General features: G+C 36.5%; 15 protein-coding genes. 5 read left to right on the top strand and 10 right to left on the bottom strand.

Going from position 1 to position 17,907, the window contains the following annotated elements; genetic code table 11:
• Positions 1-248: 248 nt before the first annotated feature.
• The 5 genes from ACEN25_RS04255 to tamL all read right to left on the bottom strand — a co-directional run bounded on the left by ACEN25_RS04255 (position 249) and on the right by tamL (position 7,816).
• Complete coding sequence (locus ACEN25_RS04255) at positions 249-2,486, bottom strand: polyribonucleotide nucleotidyltransferase (protein WP_441801821.1); 2,238 nt, start codon at positions 2,484-2,486, stop codon at positions 249-251.
• A 198-nt stretch (positions 2,487-2,684) separates the two neighbouring features.
• Positions 2,685-2,954 (bottom strand): 30S ribosomal protein S15, encoded by a 270-nt coding sequence (gene rpsO, locus ACEN25_RS04260; RefSeq protein ID WP_028374568.1) that lies wholly within the window; start codon positions 2,952-2,954, stop codon positions 2,685-2,687.
• A 93-nt stretch (positions 2,955-3,047) separates the two neighbouring features.
• On the bottom strand, positions 3,048-3,905 hold the full coding sequence (gene accD / locus ACEN25_RS04265) for an acetyl-CoA carboxylase, carboxyltransferase subunit beta (protein ID WP_028374569.1): 858 nt from the start codon (positions 3,903-3,905) through the stop codon (positions 3,048-3,050).
• A gap of 218 nt (positions 3,906-4,123) precedes the next feature.
• Positions 4,124-5,191, bottom strand: a complete 1,068-nt coding sequence (gene fbaA / locus ACEN25_RS04270) for a class II fructose-bisphosphate aldolase (protein WP_441801822.1) — start codon at positions 5,189-5,191, stop codon at positions 4,124-4,126.
• Between the two features lie 66 nt (positions 5,192-5,257).
• A complete protein-coding gene (tamL, locus tag ACEN25_RS04275) occupies positions 5,258-7,816 on the bottom strand; it encodes a translocation and assembly module lipoprotein TamL (RefSeq protein WP_441801823.1) in 2,559 nt (852 codons plus the stop codon).
• A gap of 41 nt (positions 7,817-7,857) precedes the next feature.
• On the opposite strand from tamL, the gene ACEN25_RS04280 reads away from it, so the two are divergent.
• Positions 7,858-8,574, top strand: a complete 717-nt coding sequence (locus ACEN25_RS04280; protein ID WP_441801824.1) for a TrmH family RNA methyltransferase — start codon at positions 7,858-7,860, stop codon at positions 8,572-8,574.
• Positions 8,575-8,576: 2 nt separating this feature from the next.
• On the opposite strand, the gene ACEN25_RS04285 is transcribed toward ACEN25_RS04280, so the two are convergent.
• The 3 genes from ACEN25_RS04285 to ubiE are packed head-to-tail and all read right to left on the bottom strand — an operon-like array spanning position 8,577 to position 10,760.
• A complete protein-coding gene (locus tag ACEN25_RS04285; RefSeq protein WP_441801825.1) occupies positions 8,577-9,326 on the bottom strand; it encodes a class I SAM-dependent methyltransferase in 750 nt (249 codons plus the stop codon).
• Positions 9,326-10,027, bottom strand: a complete 702-nt coding sequence (gene porT / locus ACEN25_RS04290; protein WP_441801826.1) for a type IX secretion/gliding motility protein PorT/SprT — start codon at positions 10,025-10,027, stop codon at positions 9,326-9,328. The genes ACEN25_RS04285 and porT overlap by 1 nt, the downstream gene beginning before the upstream one ends.
• Positions 10,028-10,031: 4 nt before the next feature.
• Complete coding sequence (gene ubiE / locus ACEN25_RS04295) at positions 10,032-10,760, bottom strand: bifunctional demethylmenaquinone methyltransferase/2-methoxy-6-polyprenyl-1,4-benzoquinol methylase UbiE (RefSeq protein ID WP_441801827.1); 729 nt, start codon at positions 10,758-10,760, stop codon at positions 10,032-10,034.
• Positions 10,761-10,886: 126 nt separating this feature from the next.
• Here ubiE and trkA point away from each other — a divergent pair, with 126 nt between their 5' ends.
• The 4 genes from trkA to ACEN25_RS04315 all read left to right on the top strand — a co-directional run bounded on the left by trkA (position 10,887) and on the right by ACEN25_RS04315 (position 15,503).
• Positions 10,887-12,236 carry a Trk system potassium transporter TrkA gene (gene trkA, locus ACEN25_RS04300; RefSeq protein ID WP_028374576.1) on the top strand — a complete coding sequence of 450 codons (1,350 nt, stop codon included), beginning with the start codon at positions 10,887-10,889 and terminating at the stop codon, positions 12,234-12,236.
• Positions 12,237-12,285: 49 nt separating this feature from the next.
• The gene (locus ACEN25_RS04305) at positions 12,286-13,749 is read left to right on the top strand and encodes a TrkH family potassium uptake protein (RefSeq protein ID WP_441801828.1); all 1,464 of its coding nucleotides are present in this window, start codon (positions 12,286-12,288) and stop codon (positions 13,747-13,749) included.
• 123 nt (positions 13,750-13,872) lie between these two features.
• A complete protein-coding gene (locus ACEN25_RS04310; protein WP_441801829.1) occupies positions 13,873-14,850 on the top strand; it encodes a YpdA family putative bacillithiol disulfide reductase in 978 nt (325 codons plus the stop codon).
• Between the two features lie 92 nt (positions 14,851-14,942).
• Positions 14,943-15,503 (top strand): fasciclin domain-containing protein, encoded by a 561-nt coding sequence (locus tag ACEN25_RS04315; RefSeq protein WP_441801830.1) that lies wholly within the window; start codon positions 14,943-14,945, stop codon positions 15,501-15,503.
• Positions 15,504-15,576: 73 nt separating this feature from the next.
• Here ACEN25_RS04315 and ACEN25_RS04320 read toward each other — a convergent pair whose 3' ends face one another.
• Together ACEN25_RS04320 and ACEN25_RS04325 are read right to left on the bottom strand one after the other, a co-directional pair.
• Positions 15,577-16,773 (bottom strand): pyridoxal phosphate-dependent aminotransferase, encoded by a 1,197-nt coding sequence (locus tag ACEN25_RS04320; RefSeq protein WP_441801831.1) that lies wholly within the window; start codon positions 16,771-16,773, stop codon positions 15,577-15,579.
• A gap of 14 nt (positions 16,774-16,787) precedes the next feature.
• Positions 16,788-17,894 (bottom strand): fatty acid desaturase family protein, encoded by a 1,107-nt coding sequence (locus ACEN25_RS04325; RefSeq protein WP_441801832.1) that lies wholly within the window; start codon positions 17,892-17,894, stop codon positions 16,788-16,790.
• Positions 17,895-17,907: the final 13 nt, after the last annotated feature.

Raw genomic sequence — 17,907 nt, forward strand, 5'->3', positions numbered from 1 at the left:
AGAAGGTTATTAAAAATAAATGTTAAAATTGTTATAACTAAAACAGATTGATAGCATTACGATTTTTGGCAGGAAAACTGCCAAACCCCTGTATTAATGGCAGTTTTAACGCTTTGGTGACTACAATTAAGAATAGTATAAATTATTTTTAAAAATATTTTTATCACGCAATATGTGTCTATTTTTAAAGGATTTTCAAAAAAAAAAGGAGCCTTAGGCTCCTTTTATCATTTATAGATAAAGAGAATTTAATCTCTTTTGCGATCTCTGTTATCACGACTGCGGTTGTCTCTACCACGGTTGTCGCGATCTCTGCTACCACCACGATCATTATTTTCTCGAGGAGCACGTTCTTTGTAACCTTCTGGTTTTTCAAGCAATGCCTTACGAGAAACTTTTTCTTTACGTGTACGAGGATCGAGACCGAAGTATTTAACTTCAAATTCATCACCCATATTTACAACGTCACTTACATTTTCTGTACGTTCCCAGGCTAATTCAGACACGTGAAGTAATACTTCGTTTCCTGGAGCGTCAACATATTCTACTACAGCTCCAAAATCTAACATCTTAATTACCTTAACTCTATAGCTGTCGCCAACTACAGGTTTAAACGTAATAGAGTCAATTTTAGCAAGAACTGCATTAATACTTTCCTGACCAGTACCTAAAATCTCTACAATACCTTCTTCTGTAACAGGATCTTCGTTTATTACGATAGTTGTACCAGTTGCCTTCTGAAGTTCTTGAATCACCTTTCCGCCAGGTCCTATAAGTGCACCTATATACGCATTAGGTATGCGTACAGACACCATTTTAGGAGCATATTCTTTAACATCCTCACGTGGTGCGCTAATCGTTTCTGTGAGTTTACCTAAAATATGTAAACGACCGTCACGTGCTTGTTTAAGTGCGCTTACCAAAATTTCGTAAGAAAGACCCTTAACCTTAATATCCATCTGGCACGCAGTAATACCATCTGCCGTACCGGTTACTTTAAAGTCCATATCACCTAAATGGTCTTCATCACCTAATATATCTGAAAGAACCGCATATTTACCAGAATCACCGTCTGAGATTAATCCCATAGCAATACCAGAAACCGGTTTTTTTAATTGAACACCAGCATCCATTAATGCCATTGTACCGGCACAAACAGTTGCCATAGAAGAAGAACCATTAGATTCTAATACTTCTGAAACTACTCGTACAGTATATGGGCAGTCTGCAGGAATCATACCTTTAAGAGCACGTTGTGCAAGGTTACCGTGTCCTACCTCACGACGAGAAGTACCACGTATTGGGCGCGCCTCACCAGTTGAGAAAGGAGGGAAGTTGTAGTGTAAATAGAATGTCTCTTCACCTTCGTATGAAGGCATATCTATTTGATTAGCTTCTCTAGAAGTACCTAAAGTTACTGTAGCTAATGCTTGAGTTTCCCCACGAGTAAAAATGGAAGAACCGTGTACAGACGGTAAATAATCGGTTTCACACCAGATAGGGCGTATGTCTGTTGTTTTACGACCATCAAGACGTAAACCTTCATTAAGTGTAAGATCACGTACAGCCGCTTTTTCAGCCTTGTAGTAATACTTAGAAATAAGGCTTCCGAAATCTGCTAATTCTTCTTCAGAAAAAGTAGCCTTTATTTCTTCTTTTATAGCATCAAATGCTGCACTACGCTCGTGCTTGGCAGAACCTGCTTTTGCAATTGCATAGACTTTATCATAAGCCATATCGTGAATTTTCTGTGCAAGATCTGCATCTTCACGCTCTGGCTCATACTCACGAGTTTCTTTCTTACCGAAAGCTTCAGCTAAACGAATCTGAGCAGCACACTGTACTTTTATAGCTTCGTGAGCAGCTTTGATAGCTTCAGTCATTTCTTCCTCAGAAATCTCGTTCATTTCACCTTCAACCATCATTACAGAATCTGCAGATGCACCAATTACCATATCGATATCAGATTCTGCTAATTGAGTTCTTGAAGGATTGATGATAAATTCACCATTAATACGACCTACGCGTACTTCTGAAATAGCACATTCAAACGGAAAGTCTGAAAGTTGAATTGCAGCAGAAGCGGCAAGACCCGCCATAGCATCAGGCATAACATCATCGTCATGAGACATTAGCTGAATCATAACCTGAGTTTCTGCGTGGTAATCTTTAGGGAATAAAGGGCGAAGTACACGGTCAACCAGACGCATGGTTAAAACTTCACCATCACTTGGGCGTGCTTCTCTTTTGAAGAAACCACCAGGATAACGGCCTGCTGCCGCAAATTTTTCACGATAATCTACCGTTAACGGAAGAAAATCAACGTCACTTTGTTTGTAATTAGATACAACAGTACAAAGTATCATACATTTACCGGATTGTACTACAACAGAACCGTGTGCCTGTTTTGCGAGTTTACCGGTTTCGATAGAGATTTCTCTACCATCACCAAGGTCTATAACCTCTTTGAAAGTTTTTGGAATCATAAAAATGTTTTTCAGTAGCACGATAGCGCGTGCAATTAATCAAATGCCTTAACTAGTTAGGGAAAGGCAAGGTCTGTTGTTGTGTTGTGTGTAGTGTTTGACCTGTGAAAAACCTTTAGGTAGCTTTCTTTGCCCTTTCGGGACTTTTGAGTAATTAATAAAATAAAAGGGGCAAACTGCCCCTTTTAAAAATAAGAATTATTTTCTTAAACCTAATTCTTTAACGATAGCACGATATCTTAAAATATCTTTCTTAATTAAGTAATCAAGCAACGCTCTGCGTTTACCTACCAGCATTACTAATGAACGCTCTGTGTTAAAATCCTTACGGTTTGTTTTTAAATGCTCAGTAAGGTGGCTAATGCGGTATGTGAATAACGCAATTTGTCCCTCTGCAGACCCGGTATCGTTTTTGCCTTTACCGTATTTGCTAAAAATTTCATCTTTCTTTTCTTGAGTAAGATACATGCCAATATTATTTAAATAGTTTTTATGTATTTAATGAGTCTATCTCATTAAGCCGGCAAAGATACAATTAATTCTTAAAGAAAAACGATATTTTTAATTACGTATAGCTTGATTGAGAATTAAGTCTATATAGAGATTTATATTTTTCTTTAACACTTTACGGTGTGAAATAAAATCTAGGAAACCGTGCTCTTTCAAGAATTCTGCAGTTTGAAAATCTGCTGGAAGTTCCTGACCAGTTGTATCGCGTACTACTCGGGGACCTGCAAAACCTATTAATGCACCGGGTTCAGAAATGTTTATATCTCCTAGCATCGCAAAAGAGGCTGTTGTACCGCCTGTTGTAGGATCTGTACATAAAGAGATGTAAGGAATTTTAGCCTCTGCAAGTTGTGCAAGTTTAGCAGATGTTTTTGCTAATTGCATTAAAGATAAGGCAGCTTCCATCATACGCGCGCCACCAGATTTAGATATTATAACTAAAGGCACATTGTTTTTAAGTGAGTAATCTGCTGCGCGGGCAATTTTTTCACCTACAACAGATCCCATAGAACCGCCAATAAATTTAAAATCCATTGCCGCAACAACCAGATCTTTGCCAAAGCTTTTACCTACCGCTGTACGTACCGCATCTTTAAGACCGGTTTTAGCTTCTGCATCTTTAAGACGATCTACGTATTTTTTAGTGTCTTCAAATCCTAAGGGATCTTTAGAACTAAGGTTCTTATCTAATTCTTTATATTTTCCTTCATCAAAAAGAATTGAAAAGTATTCTTCGCTTCCTATTCTTACATGGTAATCATCTTCTGGACTTACATAAAAGTTTTTAGCAAGCTCATCTGCATCAATAATTTTACCGGTAGGTGATTTATACCAAAGACCTTTGGGTACGTCTTTTTTATTTTCGGTAGCGGTTTGTATACCTTTTTCTTTTCGTTTGAACCAAGCCATAAATTTTGCTTTTTAGTTTTTGACTCGTTAATTAAGCTTTAATTTCAAATTTTTATGTAAGAAAACTTAATTGCTTTCAGATTAATTTCAACAGGAAAGTTGGTATTAACCTTTAGTAAAGTCAGTATTTTTAAAAGATAATTATTAAGGGTGAAAAACCCCGGAGATTTAATACCCGAGGTTTCAATTTATTTAATTTTTAGGAAAAGCAAAAAATACTAAAGTGTATTTACGTTGTTAAGATCTTCAAACGCTTTTTCTAAACGCGCATTAAAAGCCTCTTCTCCCTTACGGAACCAAACTCTTGGATCGTAGTATTTCTTATTAGGGCTGTCTTCGCCGCCAGGATTTCCTATCTGACCTTGAAGATAATCTGCATTTGCATCAAAATATTTGCGCACACCTTCGGTAAATGCCCATTGTAAATCTGTATCAATATTCATTTTGATTACACCGTAGCTAATACCCTCGCGTATTTCTTCTACTGTAGAACCACTGCCTCCGTGAAAAACGAAGTCTATAGAATTAGGTCCTAAATTGTATTTTTCTGAAACAAACTCCTGAGAATTTTTTAGGATTTTTGGAGTAAGTTTTACGTTACCCGGCTTGTAAACACCGTGTACATTACCAAAGGCAGCAGCAATTGTGAATTGATCACTTACTTTGCTTAATTCTTCATAAGCATAAGCAACTTCTTCTGGTTGGGTGTATAATTTTGAATCGTCAACATCTGTGTTGTCAACACCATCTTCTTCACCACCTGTGATACCTAATTCTATCTCTAGAGTCATATCCATTTTACTCATACGCTCAAGATACTGCTTACAAATCTCTATATTTTCTTCTAGAGACTCTTCACTAAGATCTATCATATGAGAGCTGAAAAGCGAATGCCCATGCTCTTTATAGTATTCTTCAGAAGCATCAAGAAGACCATCTATCCAGGGCAATAATTTTTTTGCACAATGGTCTGTATGTAATATTACTGTTGCGCCATAACGCTTAGCCATCTCATGTACATGCTTAGCACCGGCAATAGCACCACCTACTGCAGCTTGTTGATTTTCGTTAGAATATCCTTTTCCTGCATTAAACTGAGCTCCACCATTTGAAAATTGTAAGATTACAGGTGCATTTAATTTTGCAGCAGTTTCTAAAACACCGTTAATAGTGCTAGAACCTATAACATTTACTGCAGGTAATGCATAACCGTTTTCTTTAGCATGTTTGAAAATTGCTTGAACTTCTCTTCCGGTTGCAACTCCCGGTTTGATACTATGACTCATAAGTTTTTATTTACTTAGTTAGAAACGTAAAATTAATAAATATTTGGGGTTTACCCTTTATAAATACTAGAAAGGATAGTTAATACCCACGTTATAAACTGCATTAGTTAGATTGGTATTTTTAAACCAGCGCTCTCCCACAGGCAATGCCGGGTCATAGGTTTTTAGACCAATGTCAAATCTCAACACAAAGAAGCTAAAATCGTATCGAAATCCAAATCCTGTTCCTACCGCGATATCTTCTAAGCTTTTTAGGCCTGTAAAGGTTGATTGGGGGTCAGTAACATTATCTAAAGCATTCCATATGTTGCCTACATCGGTAAAAATTGCGCCCTTTAAATCTCCTAAAAGGGTAAAGCGCTGTTCTAAATTGAATGAAAGCTTCATGTTTGCTTCATTAAAATCATTAGGACTGTCTGTACTACCGGGCCCTAATCTGTAAGCTTGCCAGGCCCTGTTATCATTAGAACCGCCACCAAAAAAGCTGCGTATAAAGGGAATGCTTTTAGAATTTCCGTAGGGAATTGCAATACCGCCAAAAGCTCTGAATGCAAGAATATTATCATTTCCAAAATCCCAATGCTTTATGAAGTCTATTTCGGTTTTTACGTATTGCGAAAAGCGTACACCCAGAACCCTGTATGCATTATCTTCATTTTTTTCTAAACCTATAATATTGCCTATAGCACTTAATGTATTACCTGCAACCTCAAGTTTTGTTCTAAAGCTGGTAAACTCATCATCAAATAAGTTTTCTCTGGTGTTTTTGTAGTAGGTAAAGCTGGTGGCGAGTATGAGGTTATCTTCGGTTAGACGTTGGCGACGCTCTTCAATATTAAATATATTAGAAAACTCTTGGTCTGTTACTGCAATTTCATTTGATTGCACGGCATTGATAAAGCTAAGTGCACCATCTGGAATGGTTAGGTTATTTGTATTCTGATCAAGTAGGGGACTGTTAGCTTCAAGATATACCTGTGCAATCTCATTCAATTGTGTGTACGAATTCTCATAAACTTTAAAATAATTTGCTACGTTCAAATTACGTACATATTGAATATCAAATAGATCAAAGCGGTAATTGAGATTATTTGAGGGCGACCATTTAAAATTTACCCCACCGGTTATATTCTGTTTGTCTAGACCTATATTTTGTTGAACACCTATACCTGTTGTGAAACTGGTAGAAGGAGACATTTCTGGAGTGATAAAACTCTGTGTTTTTAGAGGAAAAAATATGCGGGGTATGGTTAAGCTTAAATCTGTGCCTATTTCGGTAATGTCAAAAAAGCCGGTGCTGTTTTCTGTAGGGGCTTTTGAAGCACCTATGCTACCACGACCCGAAATTTGTAAGGTTTCCATACCTCCTAAAACATTACGTATTTGAAGCGAACCACCTCCTGCAATACCAAATTTCTGAATGTTTGAAGTAGAAACGTCAAAATCTACTCTAAGATTAAACTTAGGAAGCGGTATTAAATAAAAATTTGCAATTAAATCTGTGCCTTTAGGATCTTCAGGATCTTCAGTATATCTTAAATCGGGATATCTAAACGTATTTAACTGGCTTAAACGGATTAATGATTTATTACGGGAATCATCACTATAAATATCTCCTGGTTTTATAAACAGCGCATCGGTTAGGTACTTAGGTTTATACCGTATTTTATCATATGCGTAAAGGTGATAATCATTTAGTGAAGCACTATCTCTTAATGTGTTGTTACGTATAGCATAGCCGTAATCTGTAGTCACATTAACCTTACTGATTTTATGAACATTAAGCGGTACTTCATAAACAGAATCTCGTGCACGTATTTCTCTATTTTTAATATTGAGTTCTAGATTTACTTTATTGCCTGTTTTAACAGAGTCTCCTATAAAACTGATGTAATCTCTGTCAAAATAAAATAGCCCATTATTACGCATCAGCTCGGTGAGGCGTGCGGTTTCAGAATTGATATCGAGTAATTCATATTGAACTCCTTCTTTAATGAAGGAGTCGTTTCTATATTTTTTATAAATAGAATCTGCAGCAGCAGATTTTATAAATGTGGTTACAGAATCTATGATGTAGGGCTTGCCTGTAGCTACTGTGTATTCAACTTTTCCGCGTTTATCAAGACTATCTTTTATGATTTTATAATCTGTAATCGCATTAAACCAGCCTTTACTATTGTAATATTCTTTGAGACGTGCTGCAGAGCGTTTTGATAGATTTTCAGAAATTATGGTAGGAGCTTCACCAGTATTCTTGAGTGTTTGATTAAAATTACTTCTAAACTCAATGTATTTATCTAATTGTTTGCGAGATAATACTCCTGTCCAAAATTTACGAGCACTCTCATCTTCAATAAAACGCGCTTGCATTATCGAATCTATGTTAGGCCGTGCCCAATTATAGATGTAGAGACGTAACGGGGAGTTGAGCAATGGCAACCTTGCATTAGGCTGTTGATAGGGTATATTATTTATATTATAAGCGTCATTTACCGCTCCATTTACACGTATCGTGTTTTCGGTGAGAAGTAATTGCCCGTTTGCCACTCTTTTTACCGCGTTGCAAGAAGCAAGGGTAAGCAAGAGTAATATAATAAATCCTATTTTTGCCGGTAGTTGTTGCAAGTGAGCTGTTCTCAAAATAACTTCAAAAATACATAATAAGCGTGGTTAGCAAAAGCCAAATAAAATTAATAACGAGCCTTAATCAAAAAAAGTACCGCCAGCAGCATGGGTTGTTTGTTGTAGAAGGTATTAAGGGTATTGAAGAGTTTTTAAACTCTCATTTTAAACTGCATAATCTTTTTACTACGGAAGGCTTTTTTGATGGGCAAGCAAATAAAGAGCTCGTTTCAGAAAATGAACTTAAAAAAATAAGCTTTCTCAAAACGCCTCAAAAAGCACTTGCAATTTTTGAAATTCCGCAGGCTATCAAAACCGAAAAAAAAGGATTACAACTTGTTGTTGATGACTTACGCGATCCCGGTAATTTAGGAACACTCATTAGGTTGTGTGACTGGTTTAATATTGAAAATCTGGTGTGCTCTAATCAAACTGTAGATTGCTACAACCCTAAGGTAGTGCAGGCAACTATGGGATCTATTACCCGTGTTAATGTGGTGTATACAAACTTAGCGGAATATCTAAAGGCAGCAAACCTCCCCGTCTATGGAGCTTTTATGAATGGCGTTTCTGTTTATGAGGCAGACTTGCCTGAAGAAGCTATTTTGATTTTGGGTAATGAAGCAAACGGTATATCTACAGAAATAGCAGACTGCGTTACCCATAAAATAAGCATACCACAATTTGGTACATCTACAACTGAAAGTCTTAATGTAGCAATTGCCGGAGCTATTCTAGTAAGTGAGTTTAAGCGTAACTAAGTTTATTTTATAGCACAAATGCGTAGACGCTTGTAGTCTGCGTAAAAGTGACCATCTCTGTATAGTTTATCGCGCACTCTATCTTGTACCGTTCTACGTATTTCAGTTACTTCATTTTCAGGAATATCTGCAAAATACTTTCCTGCAAACATGGTTAACCAGTCAATTATTCCGGTTTCAGGATCATTTAATTGTGTAGGTCTATCGTATAAATGGGCAAAAGTTACTTTAAAGCCGTTTTTTTCAAGAAAGTAAGAGTAGGTCCCCAGTTTTGGGAAATACCAGTTGACAGTTTTAGATTGTTTAACATAGCCGTTTTCTTCTAAAACATCCTGAAGAGTATCTATAATAATAGCTACATTTCCTTTACCACCCATTTCAAGCAGTAATCTTCCGCCGGGTTTTAGATTGCTATACATAGCAGATATGGCAGCTTCGGGATTTAAAATCCAGTGTAAAGTAGCATTGCTAAAAATAGCATCATATTGTACGGTGTCAATAAAGCTTTCACCTCTAGCTTGAATAAATTTAATAGCCTTAAATTGTTCTTGAGCAGCTTCAATCATTGCCGCAGAAGCATCTATACCTACGAGTTCTGCACCACTTTGCGCAATTTCTGCTGTAAGTTCGCCAGTGCCGCAACCAAAATCTAGTATGCGTTCTCCTGCTTTAGGATTAAGCATACTTATTAAATCTTTGCCGTAGTCAAATACAAAGCCGTGTTTCTTTCTGTATAAATTAGCCTCCCACATTATTGAAAAGTAAAGTTTAAAAATAGTCCTCTAGACTGCATCACTTCAATATTTGAAGTGTATAAACTATTAGGATTTTCATCTCTAACTAGTTCATCGCTTAATGCAAATACACCGCGTATACTGGGTGAAAATTTAAAGTACGGCAAATATAAATCGATACCAAAGCCTACTTCATAATAAAACGTATTGTTTTTCATTCTAAACTGACCTGCACTGTTGTCGTCAGGATTAGTCTCATTGCTTGATAAATTATAGGAATAGGATAAACCACCCACGACAAAAGGCTTAAAGTTATTTAACCTTTTTGTAGAAAATTTTACAAGTAAGGGTATATGAATATAGGTAGAGTTGAGTTCACGCAAGCGATCATTCTCTTCTCCGGGAATATCAAGGTATGATAAATTACGTGCATTATAAGCCAGTCCCGGCTCGAGGCGTAAGTCTATATATTCATTTAAGCGCTTGTTTGCCAGTAGTCCTACGTTGAAGCCATAGCTCTGCTCTACAAAAATATCTGGGCGATCTTCTTTATAATCAAAGTTAAAATCATATCGATTTATACCAAAGTAATACCCAAAGCTCCACGGCTTTTTATCGAAATTCTCATCATTAAGGATACGCTCACGTGTTAAAAACTGAGCTTGAAGATTTGGCGCAAGCCAAATTAAAAGAAAAAGTGATAATACTACTTTGCGCATAGTGCTACTTTGAAGCTGTATAAATTGTTGCGACCCCAAACGTTTGTGGCAGATCGTTAACATTACTAAACCCAATTTTGCGTAGAATATTGTTGAGACGTTCTCCATAAGGGAAAACCGATGCGCTTTCACTCAAATATGCGTAAGCATCTTTATCTTTAGAGAATAGGCGACCTATAAGCGGTAATATTTGATTTGAGTAAAATGTATATCCCTGCTTAAAAGGAGTTTTTGTGGGAACAGAAGTTTCTAAAATAACAAAAAGGCCTCCAGGTTTTAAAACTCTATATATTTCGGCTAAACCTTTGTCTAGCGTTTCAAAATTACGAATACCAAAGGCAACAGTTATAGCGTCAAAATGATTGTCTTTAAAAGGCAAATTTTCAGAATCTGCCTGAACCATTTCTATGGTTTGATCAAGATTACTTGCGGTTATTTTTTTCTTACCTACAGCAAGCATACCTGCAGAAATATCTAGACCTATGATTTTTTTAGCACCGGTTTCTGCAAGATTAATTGCTAGATCTCCTGTACCTGTAGCAACGTCAAGTATGTTTTGAGGGTTAGTGGCAGCAATCATAGCGACCACTTTTTTGCGCCATTTAATATCTATACCAAAAGAGATTACGCGGTTGAGGCCGTCGTATTCATTAGAGATCGTGTCAAACATTTTCTCTACCTGTACCCGTTTTGACTGGTCAGAATTTTTGTAAGGATTTATGTTACCGCTCATAACTGTTTTTATTGGCAAATATAGTATTTGTTATTTGATGCAGGGGTTCTCTTTTAGATGGCAGTTATTTTAAATATATCTCTATTAAAACACGTACCTTTGCAAGGTTTTACCTTAAAATAAAATATGAAGATTGTTATTGCTGGTGCCGGGGAAGTTGGTTTTCATTTAGCTAAACTTCTCTCTTTTGAATCACAGGACATCACACTTATAGATATAGATAAAGAAAGTATCGCCTATGCAGATACACATCTCGACATACGTACCATTCGCGGCGATACTACTTCAATTGCCACTTTAAAAGAGGCACGCATAGAGAATACAGATCTTATAATAGCGGTTACCGCTAGTGAAACTACAAATATTACCGTTTGCGTTTTAGCAAAACAAATGGGCGCAAAACGCACCATAGCTCGTATTTCTAATACAGAATTTATAGAAAATCAGGAAGTTGCAGGTTTTAAAAAGTTTGGCATTGATGAACTTATTTCTCCCGAAAGCCTTGCAGCTTCAGAAATTGAATTGCTACTCAATCAATCTGCATTTAACGATAGTTATGAGTTTGAGAATGGGGCACTTACTATGGTAGGAACCTCATTAAGTCGTACCGCATCATTTGTAGGTAAAAGCGTTAAAGAGGCCGCTCTTATTTTTCCTGAATTGCATTTTATGCCAATTGCAATTCAGCGCGAAGGTACTCAATACACTTTGATTCCTAGAGGTGATACGATTTTTAAAGAAGGTGATCAGGTTTATTTTATGACCGTAAAAGGTGGTGTTGATGAATTATACAAACTCACCGGTAAAGTAAAACAGCGCATAAAAAATGTGATGATTTTAGGAGGAAGTAAAATAGGCTATAAGACTGCCCGTGATTTATGTTCTCACAATTTTCACGTTAAATTAGTTGAGAAAGACAATGATAAAGCTTTTGATCTTGCAGAAAAACTTCCTAAAACACTCGTAATACACGGCGATGGAAGAAATGTAGAACTGCTGGAAGAAGAGAATATTTATGATATGGACGCTTTCATTGCCGTAACCGGAAATAGCGAAACCAATATCATGTCATGTTTGGTAGCAAAATCTAAAAGTGTAAAGAAAACAATCGCACTTGTTGAGAATATGGATTATTTTCAGCTTTCTCACAGTATAGGTATAGATACACTTATAAATAAGAAGCTGTTAGCAGCTAACAATATCTTTAGATACATACGTAAAGGAGATGTTGTAGCAATGACTAAGCTTAACAATATGAATGCCGAGTTACTTGAGTTTATTGCTAAACCTAACTCTCAGGTTATAGGTAAACGTATTAGAGATCTTGATTTTCCCAGGTCTGCAACTATAGGTGGTATAGTGCGTGAAGGCCGTGGAATTATAGCCCTGGGGGATCACACCATTAATGTAGGTGATCGTATTGTAGTGTGTTGCTTGTTGCGCTCTATTAATAAAGTAGAACGTATGTTTATATAACGAAATGCCAAACAGACCCAGACTTAATTACAAAATTATATTCCATTTAATGGGAGTATTGCTGCTATTTAATGGTGGCTTTATGTTGATTTCTGCGATAATAGGGTATTTCTATGACGATATTTCTATCGCCTTAGGAATTATATCAGCAGGATTACTCACATTACTTACCGGTCTCGCTCTTATGTTTTTTACAAAAGATCACGAGAAAGTTTTACAAAAGCGAGAAGGGTATATTGTAGTTACATTTGGATGGATTTTTATGTCCTTAAGTGGTTGTTTACCCTATTTATTTACTGGCTCTATCCCATCATTTACAAATGCGTTTTTTGAGACGATGAGTGGATATACTACCACGGGTGCTTCTATATTAAATGATATTGAAGCAATACCTAACGGAATTCTTTTCTGGCGTAGTACCACACACTGGATAGGGGGCATGGGTATTATTGTTCTCGCAATTGCAATTTTACCTCTTTTAGGTATAGGCGGAATGCAACTTTTTGCAGCCGAAGCTCCCGGCCCCAATGCAGATAAATTACATCCTAGAATAACCGATACAGCAAAGCGATTATGGTTGATTTACTTTGGCTATACGGTAGCAGAAACTATTCTGTTACAGATTGCAGGTATGTCTTTTTTAGATGCGATAAACCACGCGATGAGTACGTTATCAACAGGTGGTTTTAGTACAAAAAATGCAAGTGTCGCCTATTGGAACGACAACCCTGCAGTACAATACATCATAATATTATTTATGTTTTTAGCAGGTACAAATTTTGTACTAAGCTACTTTGCATTTAAGGGTAAGTTGCGCAATGTTTGGAAAGATGAAGAGTTTAAATTATACACGGCTTTTACGGTAGGATTTACCATTCTTGTGGTATTAATTATTATCATACGTGCAGATGTTTCGATTTCTTCAATAGATCATCCTATGGTTTGGGGTAGATATGAGAGTGCGATACGACACGGTCTTTTTCAGGTGATTTCAGTAATTACAACAACTGGCTTTGTATCTGCAGATTTCACCATGTGGGCACCATTTGCAACAATGATTTTTTTCGGGTTGATGTTTTTAGGCGGTTCTGCAGGTTCGACTTCAGGAGGTATTAAAGTAGTGCGGCATTTAATGATTATACGCAATGGTATTCTTGAATTTAAGCGTACGCTGCATCCTAACGCCATTTTACCGGTAAGACATAATGGTAAATCGGTTTCTAAAGAAATTGTATTTAATATTCTGGGCTTTTTTATTCTTTATCTTCTTGCCTGGATAATTGGGGCTTGTGGCCTTGCATCTATGGGGCTTGATTTTGCGACATCACTTGGTGGTTCTGCATCATCGCTAGGTAACGTGGGGCCTGCCTTTGGCCTTTTAAGTCCGGTAAATAACTTTGACGCGCTTCCTGCAGTAGGGAAGTGGTGGTGTGCTTTTCTAATGATGATAGGCAGATTAGAGCTCTTTACAGTGCTCATTCTCTTTACGCCGTTCTTTTGGCGTAACCGCTAGTATCGGTTAACTTTGCAGTTGTGAAAGATTTTAGTGAGCGTAGTTATTGTACGTTATATCTTCCATAGTTCGTGTAATAGAATTAAAAGGCAATTCTTTTTAATTCGACCAAAAAAAAATGATTTGAAAAATTACGATTTAATAATAGTAGGTGCCGGACCTATAGGACTTGCCTGCGGTATTTCTGCTGCCAAAGCAGGGTTAAACTATTGTATTTTAGAAAAAGGAGTGCTTGTTAATTCGCTGTATAATTTTCCTGAGAATATGACTTTTTTCTCTACTTCTAATCTACTTGAAATAGGAGATGTTCCCTTTGTGGCGCATAATGATAAACCTACGCGTAAAGAAGCATTAGAATATTACAGAAGAGTTTACGAGAGCTGGAAGCTCAATGTAAAGCTATATACTCCTGTACAGTCAATGACTAAAAACACAGAAGGGTATGTGATAGACACACCTAAAGAACAGTTTTCAACTAAAGCTGTGATAGTTTCTACCGGTTTTTATGATACGGCACGTAAACTGAATATTCCTGGTGAAGATTTGCCTAAGGTGAAGCATTTTTATGATAGTCCGCATCCTTATGTTAATCAAAAAGTGCTTGTAATTGGTGCTGCAAATTCTGCCTGTGATGTAGCATTAGAGACTTTTTACAAAGGGGCTGAGGTAACTATGGCGATACGCGGTAATGAGATTTATCCTAAAACTAAATACTGGATTAAACCAAATATTGAAAATCGAATTAAAGAAGGTTCTATTAAAGCCTACTTTGAAACTTCAGTAAAAGAAATAAAACCACATAGTGTCATTTTAGATACTCCCGATGGAGCAATAGAAATTGAAAATGATTTTGTTTTAGCGATGATAGGCTATACACCAGATTATAGTTTATTTGAAAAGCTAGGTCTTCCTATCGATGAGGAGAACGCTAAAAAACCTATTCATAACTCTGAAACTTTAGAAACTCCACTCAAAAATGTTTTTGTAGCGGGTGTTATTAATAGTGGTATGAAAACCAGCAAACTTTTTATTGAAAACACTAGGGTTCACGCAGATATGATAATAAATCACCTTAAAAAGGAATTGACCCAATTAGCGTAAAAAGTTAATAATGTCTTAAAGAATACGTTTTTAAAAACCGAATCTCGTCTTACCATCGTAAGTGTACTGTAACTAAAAAAACTTTACATATTATGAAAAAGATTAATTCAATTACTAAGATGATTATGGTAGCCTTTATGGCTGTAGGTGCTTTAGCAACTGCTCAAGACACTAAAATGGTAGGTGGCGCTGAGATGTATCCTACAAAAAATATCGTAGAAAATGCGGTTAATTCTAAAGACCATACGACTCTTGTGGCTGCTGTAACTGCTGCTGATTTAGTTGAAACATTACAAAGTGAAGGTCCTTTTACAGTATTAGCTCCTGTAAATGATGCTTTCAATAATTTACCAGAAGGTACTGTTGAAACCTTATTAAAACCAGAAAACAAAGCTGCTTTACAAGGTGTTTTAACGTATCACGTTATTGCTGGTAAGCATTCTGCAAAAGATATTATGAATGATATCGAAGAAGGAAACGGTATGGCAGAGTGGACCACAGTAAATGGTCAAACCTTAACAGGTATGGTTGTTGATGGAAAAGTAAAGATTAAAGATCAGGCCGGTAACGTTGCTACGGTAACTATCGCTGATGTAAATCAATCTAACGGTGTGATTCACGTAATTGACACTGTACTTCTTCCAAAAATGTAAGAATTTGTATATATGAAATAAAAAAGCGACCAGAAATGGTCGCTTTTTTTATAGGTATTATTGTGTTTTCAGATTATGAAACAGCTTTTTTAATACGAGCCATGGCTTCAATAATTTGTTCCTGACTTGCAGCATAAGATATACGTATACAATTAGGATTACCAAAAGCTTCACCGGTCACAGTAGCAACATTTGCTGCTTCTAAAAGATATAAAGCAAACTCTGAAGCATTTTCAATCTTAGATCCATTTAATGTTTTTCCGAAGTATTCAGACACATTTGGAAAAACGTAGAAGGCTCCTTCTGGCTCATTACATTCAAAGCCCGGGATCTCGCTTAGTAAACCTAGAATAAGTTTTCTACGTTCTTTAAACTCATCTACCATATACTGTATCTTACTTACAGGAGCTTCAAGAGCTGTGATTACCGCGCGTTGAGCAATACAGTTTGCACCACTGGTAACTTGTCCTTGTATTTTATTACAAGCTCGTGCAATGTATGTAGGAGCGCCTATGTAGCCTATTCTCCACCCGGTCATTGCAAATGCTTTGGCAACACCATTTACAGTAACGGTACGGTCAAACATATCATCAAATTGCGCCATACTTGCGTGACCACCTACATAGTTTATGTGCTCATAAATTTCGTCACTTACAACAATTATTTGAGGGTATTTCTGAAGTACATCTGCAAGAGCGCGCAATTCTGCCTCACTATAAATAGAGCCACTAGGATTACAAGGAGAGCTGTACCAAAGCATTTTTGTTTTTGGGGTAATAGCAGCTTCTAATTGTTCTGGAGTCATTTTAAAATCAGTATCCATAGAAGTTTGTACTTCAACAGGAACTCCTTCTGCTAATTGTACAATATCTGCGTAACTAACCCAGTATGGGCAAGGTAAAATAACTTCATCACCAGGATTTAAACATACTTGAGCAATATTATAAAGTGATTGTTTAGCTCCTGTAGAGACTACGATTTGAGAACGATCATAAGTAAGATTATTATCGCGCTTAAATTTTGTAATTACAGCATCTTTTAATTCAACATAACCATCTACAGGTGAATAACTGTTATAGTTATCATTTATAGCCTGTATCGCGGCATCTTTAATAAAATCTGGAGTATTAAAGTCTGGTTCCCCCAGGCTTAAACCTATAATGTCTTTTCCTTCGGCTTTTAATTCGCGAGCTTTTGCAGCCATTGCAAGTGTAGCAGAAGTGGCCAGATTATTAATACGATCAGATAATTGATTGGTAATTGTTTCCATTAAATAATTTAAGATTAGGCTGATTGAAGATTAGGTTGCGTACCCATCTCCTTTAAATATTTAAAATGAGCAATAACTGCTTTACGTGTTGTTTTATACTCGTTATACGGTAAATTAAACTCCTTTGCAGTTTCTCTAACTATTTTAGAAATCTTTGTGTAGTGTATATGGCTTATATGCGGAAAAATATGATGTTCAACCTGATGGTTAAGACCTCCCGTAAACCAGTTTACAATTCTATTTTTAGTTGAAAAATTAACCGTTGTAAATAACTGGTGAATGGCCCACGTATTTTTCATAGTACCAGAATTGTCTGGAAGGGGCATATCTGCCTCTTCAATAACATGCGCTAGCTGAAATACCATACTTAAGATAACGCCTGCGGTATAATGCATAATAAAGAAGCCCAATAGAACCTTCCACCAGGCCAGATCTAAAATAATAAGCGGCAGAACAATCCAGATACTTACATAAATAATCTTAGTAATCACCAGTTTAGTCCATTCTACTTTAGGATTGGGAAATTCACCGTACGATAATTTACGTTTTAGATAACGTTTCATCTGTAGAAAATCTGTAGTAATCGCCCAGTTAAAGGTTAACAACCCGTAAAGTAATATTGAATAATAATGCTGAAAACGGTGATGCTTATACCACGGAGCATGTTTTGAGAATCTTAAAATTCTTCCGGCTTCAAGATCTTCATCGTGACCGTGTATGTTTGTATAGGTATGGTGTAGTACGTTGTGTTGTACTTGCCAGTTGTAAACGTTACCGGCAAGTATATAGATACTTCCGCCCATTATTTTATTAACCCATTTTTTCTTTGAGAAAGAACCGTGATTCCCATCGTGCATTACATTCATACCTACTCCAGCCATACCCACACCCATTACTATGGTAAGTAACAGTTGTGACCATCCCGGAAGGTCTAGTGTAAGCAGTAAAAAATAGGGAGCCAGAAATAATGAAAACATAACCGCGGTCTTTATAAATAACTTCCAGTTACCGGTACGTTCTACATTATTTTCTTTAAAATAGGTGTTTACACGTTTATTCAGTGTTCTAAAAAAGTTAGCTGAATCTACTCGTGAAAATTTTATTGTTTTAGAATTTTTCATAATCTATCTGCAT

Source organism: Leeuwenhoekiella sp. W20_SRS_FM14, assembly GCF_052119605.1.
Taxonomy (GTDB): domain Bacteria; phylum Bacteroidota; class Bacteroidia; order Flavobacteriales; family Flavobacteriaceae; genus Leeuwenhoekiella.

Excerpts from the sequence above, each read along its gene's own strand:
- rpsO (WP_028374568.1), bottom strand. The coding sequence starts at position 2,954 with ATGTATCTTACTCAAGAAAAGAAAGATGAAATTTTTAGCAAATACGGT.
- trkA (WP_028374576.1), top strand. The coding sequence starts at position 10,887 with ATGAAGATTGTTATTGCTGGTGCCGGGGAAGTTGGTTTTCATTTAGCT.
- ACEN25_RS04320 (WP_441801831.1), bottom strand. The coding sequence starts at position 16,773 with ATGGAAACAATTACCAATCAATTATCTGATCGTATTAATAATCTGGCC.
- porT (WP_441801826.1), bottom strand. The coding sequence starts at position 10,027 with ATGCGCAAAGTAGTATTATCACTTTTTCTTTTAATTTGGCTTGCGCCA.
- ubiE (WP_441801827.1), bottom strand. The coding sequence starts at position 10,760 with ATGAGCGGTAACATAAATCCTTACAAAAATTCTGACCAGTCAAAACGG.
- ACEN25_RS04325 (WP_441801832.1), bottom strand. The coding sequence starts at position 17,894 with ATGAAAAATTCTAAAACAATAAAATTTTCACGAGTAGATTCAGCTAAC.
- ACEN25_RS04255 (WP_441801821.1), bottom strand. The coding sequence starts at position 2,486 with ATGATTCCAAAAACTTTCAAAGAGGTTATAGACCTTGGTGATGGTAGA.
- ACEN25_RS04315 (WP_441801830.1), top strand. The coding sequence starts at position 14,943 with ATGAAAAAGATTAATTCAATTACTAAGATGATTATGGTAGCCTTTATG.
- ACEN25_RS04305 (WP_441801828.1), top strand. The coding sequence starts at position 12,286 with ATGGGAGTATTGCTGCTATTTAATGGTGGCTTTATGTTGATTTCTGCG.
- fbaA (WP_441801822.1), bottom strand. The coding sequence starts at position 5,191 with ATGAGTCATAGTATCAAACCGGGAGTTGCAACCGGAAGAGAAGTTCAA.
- ACEN25_RS04285 (WP_441801825.1), bottom strand. The coding sequence starts at position 9,326 with ATGTGGGAGGCTAATTTATACAGAAAGAAACACGGCTTTGTATTTGAC.
- accD (WP_028374569.1), bottom strand. The coding sequence starts at position 3,905 with ATGGCTTGGTTCAAACGAAAAGAAAAAGGTATACAAACCGCTACCGAA.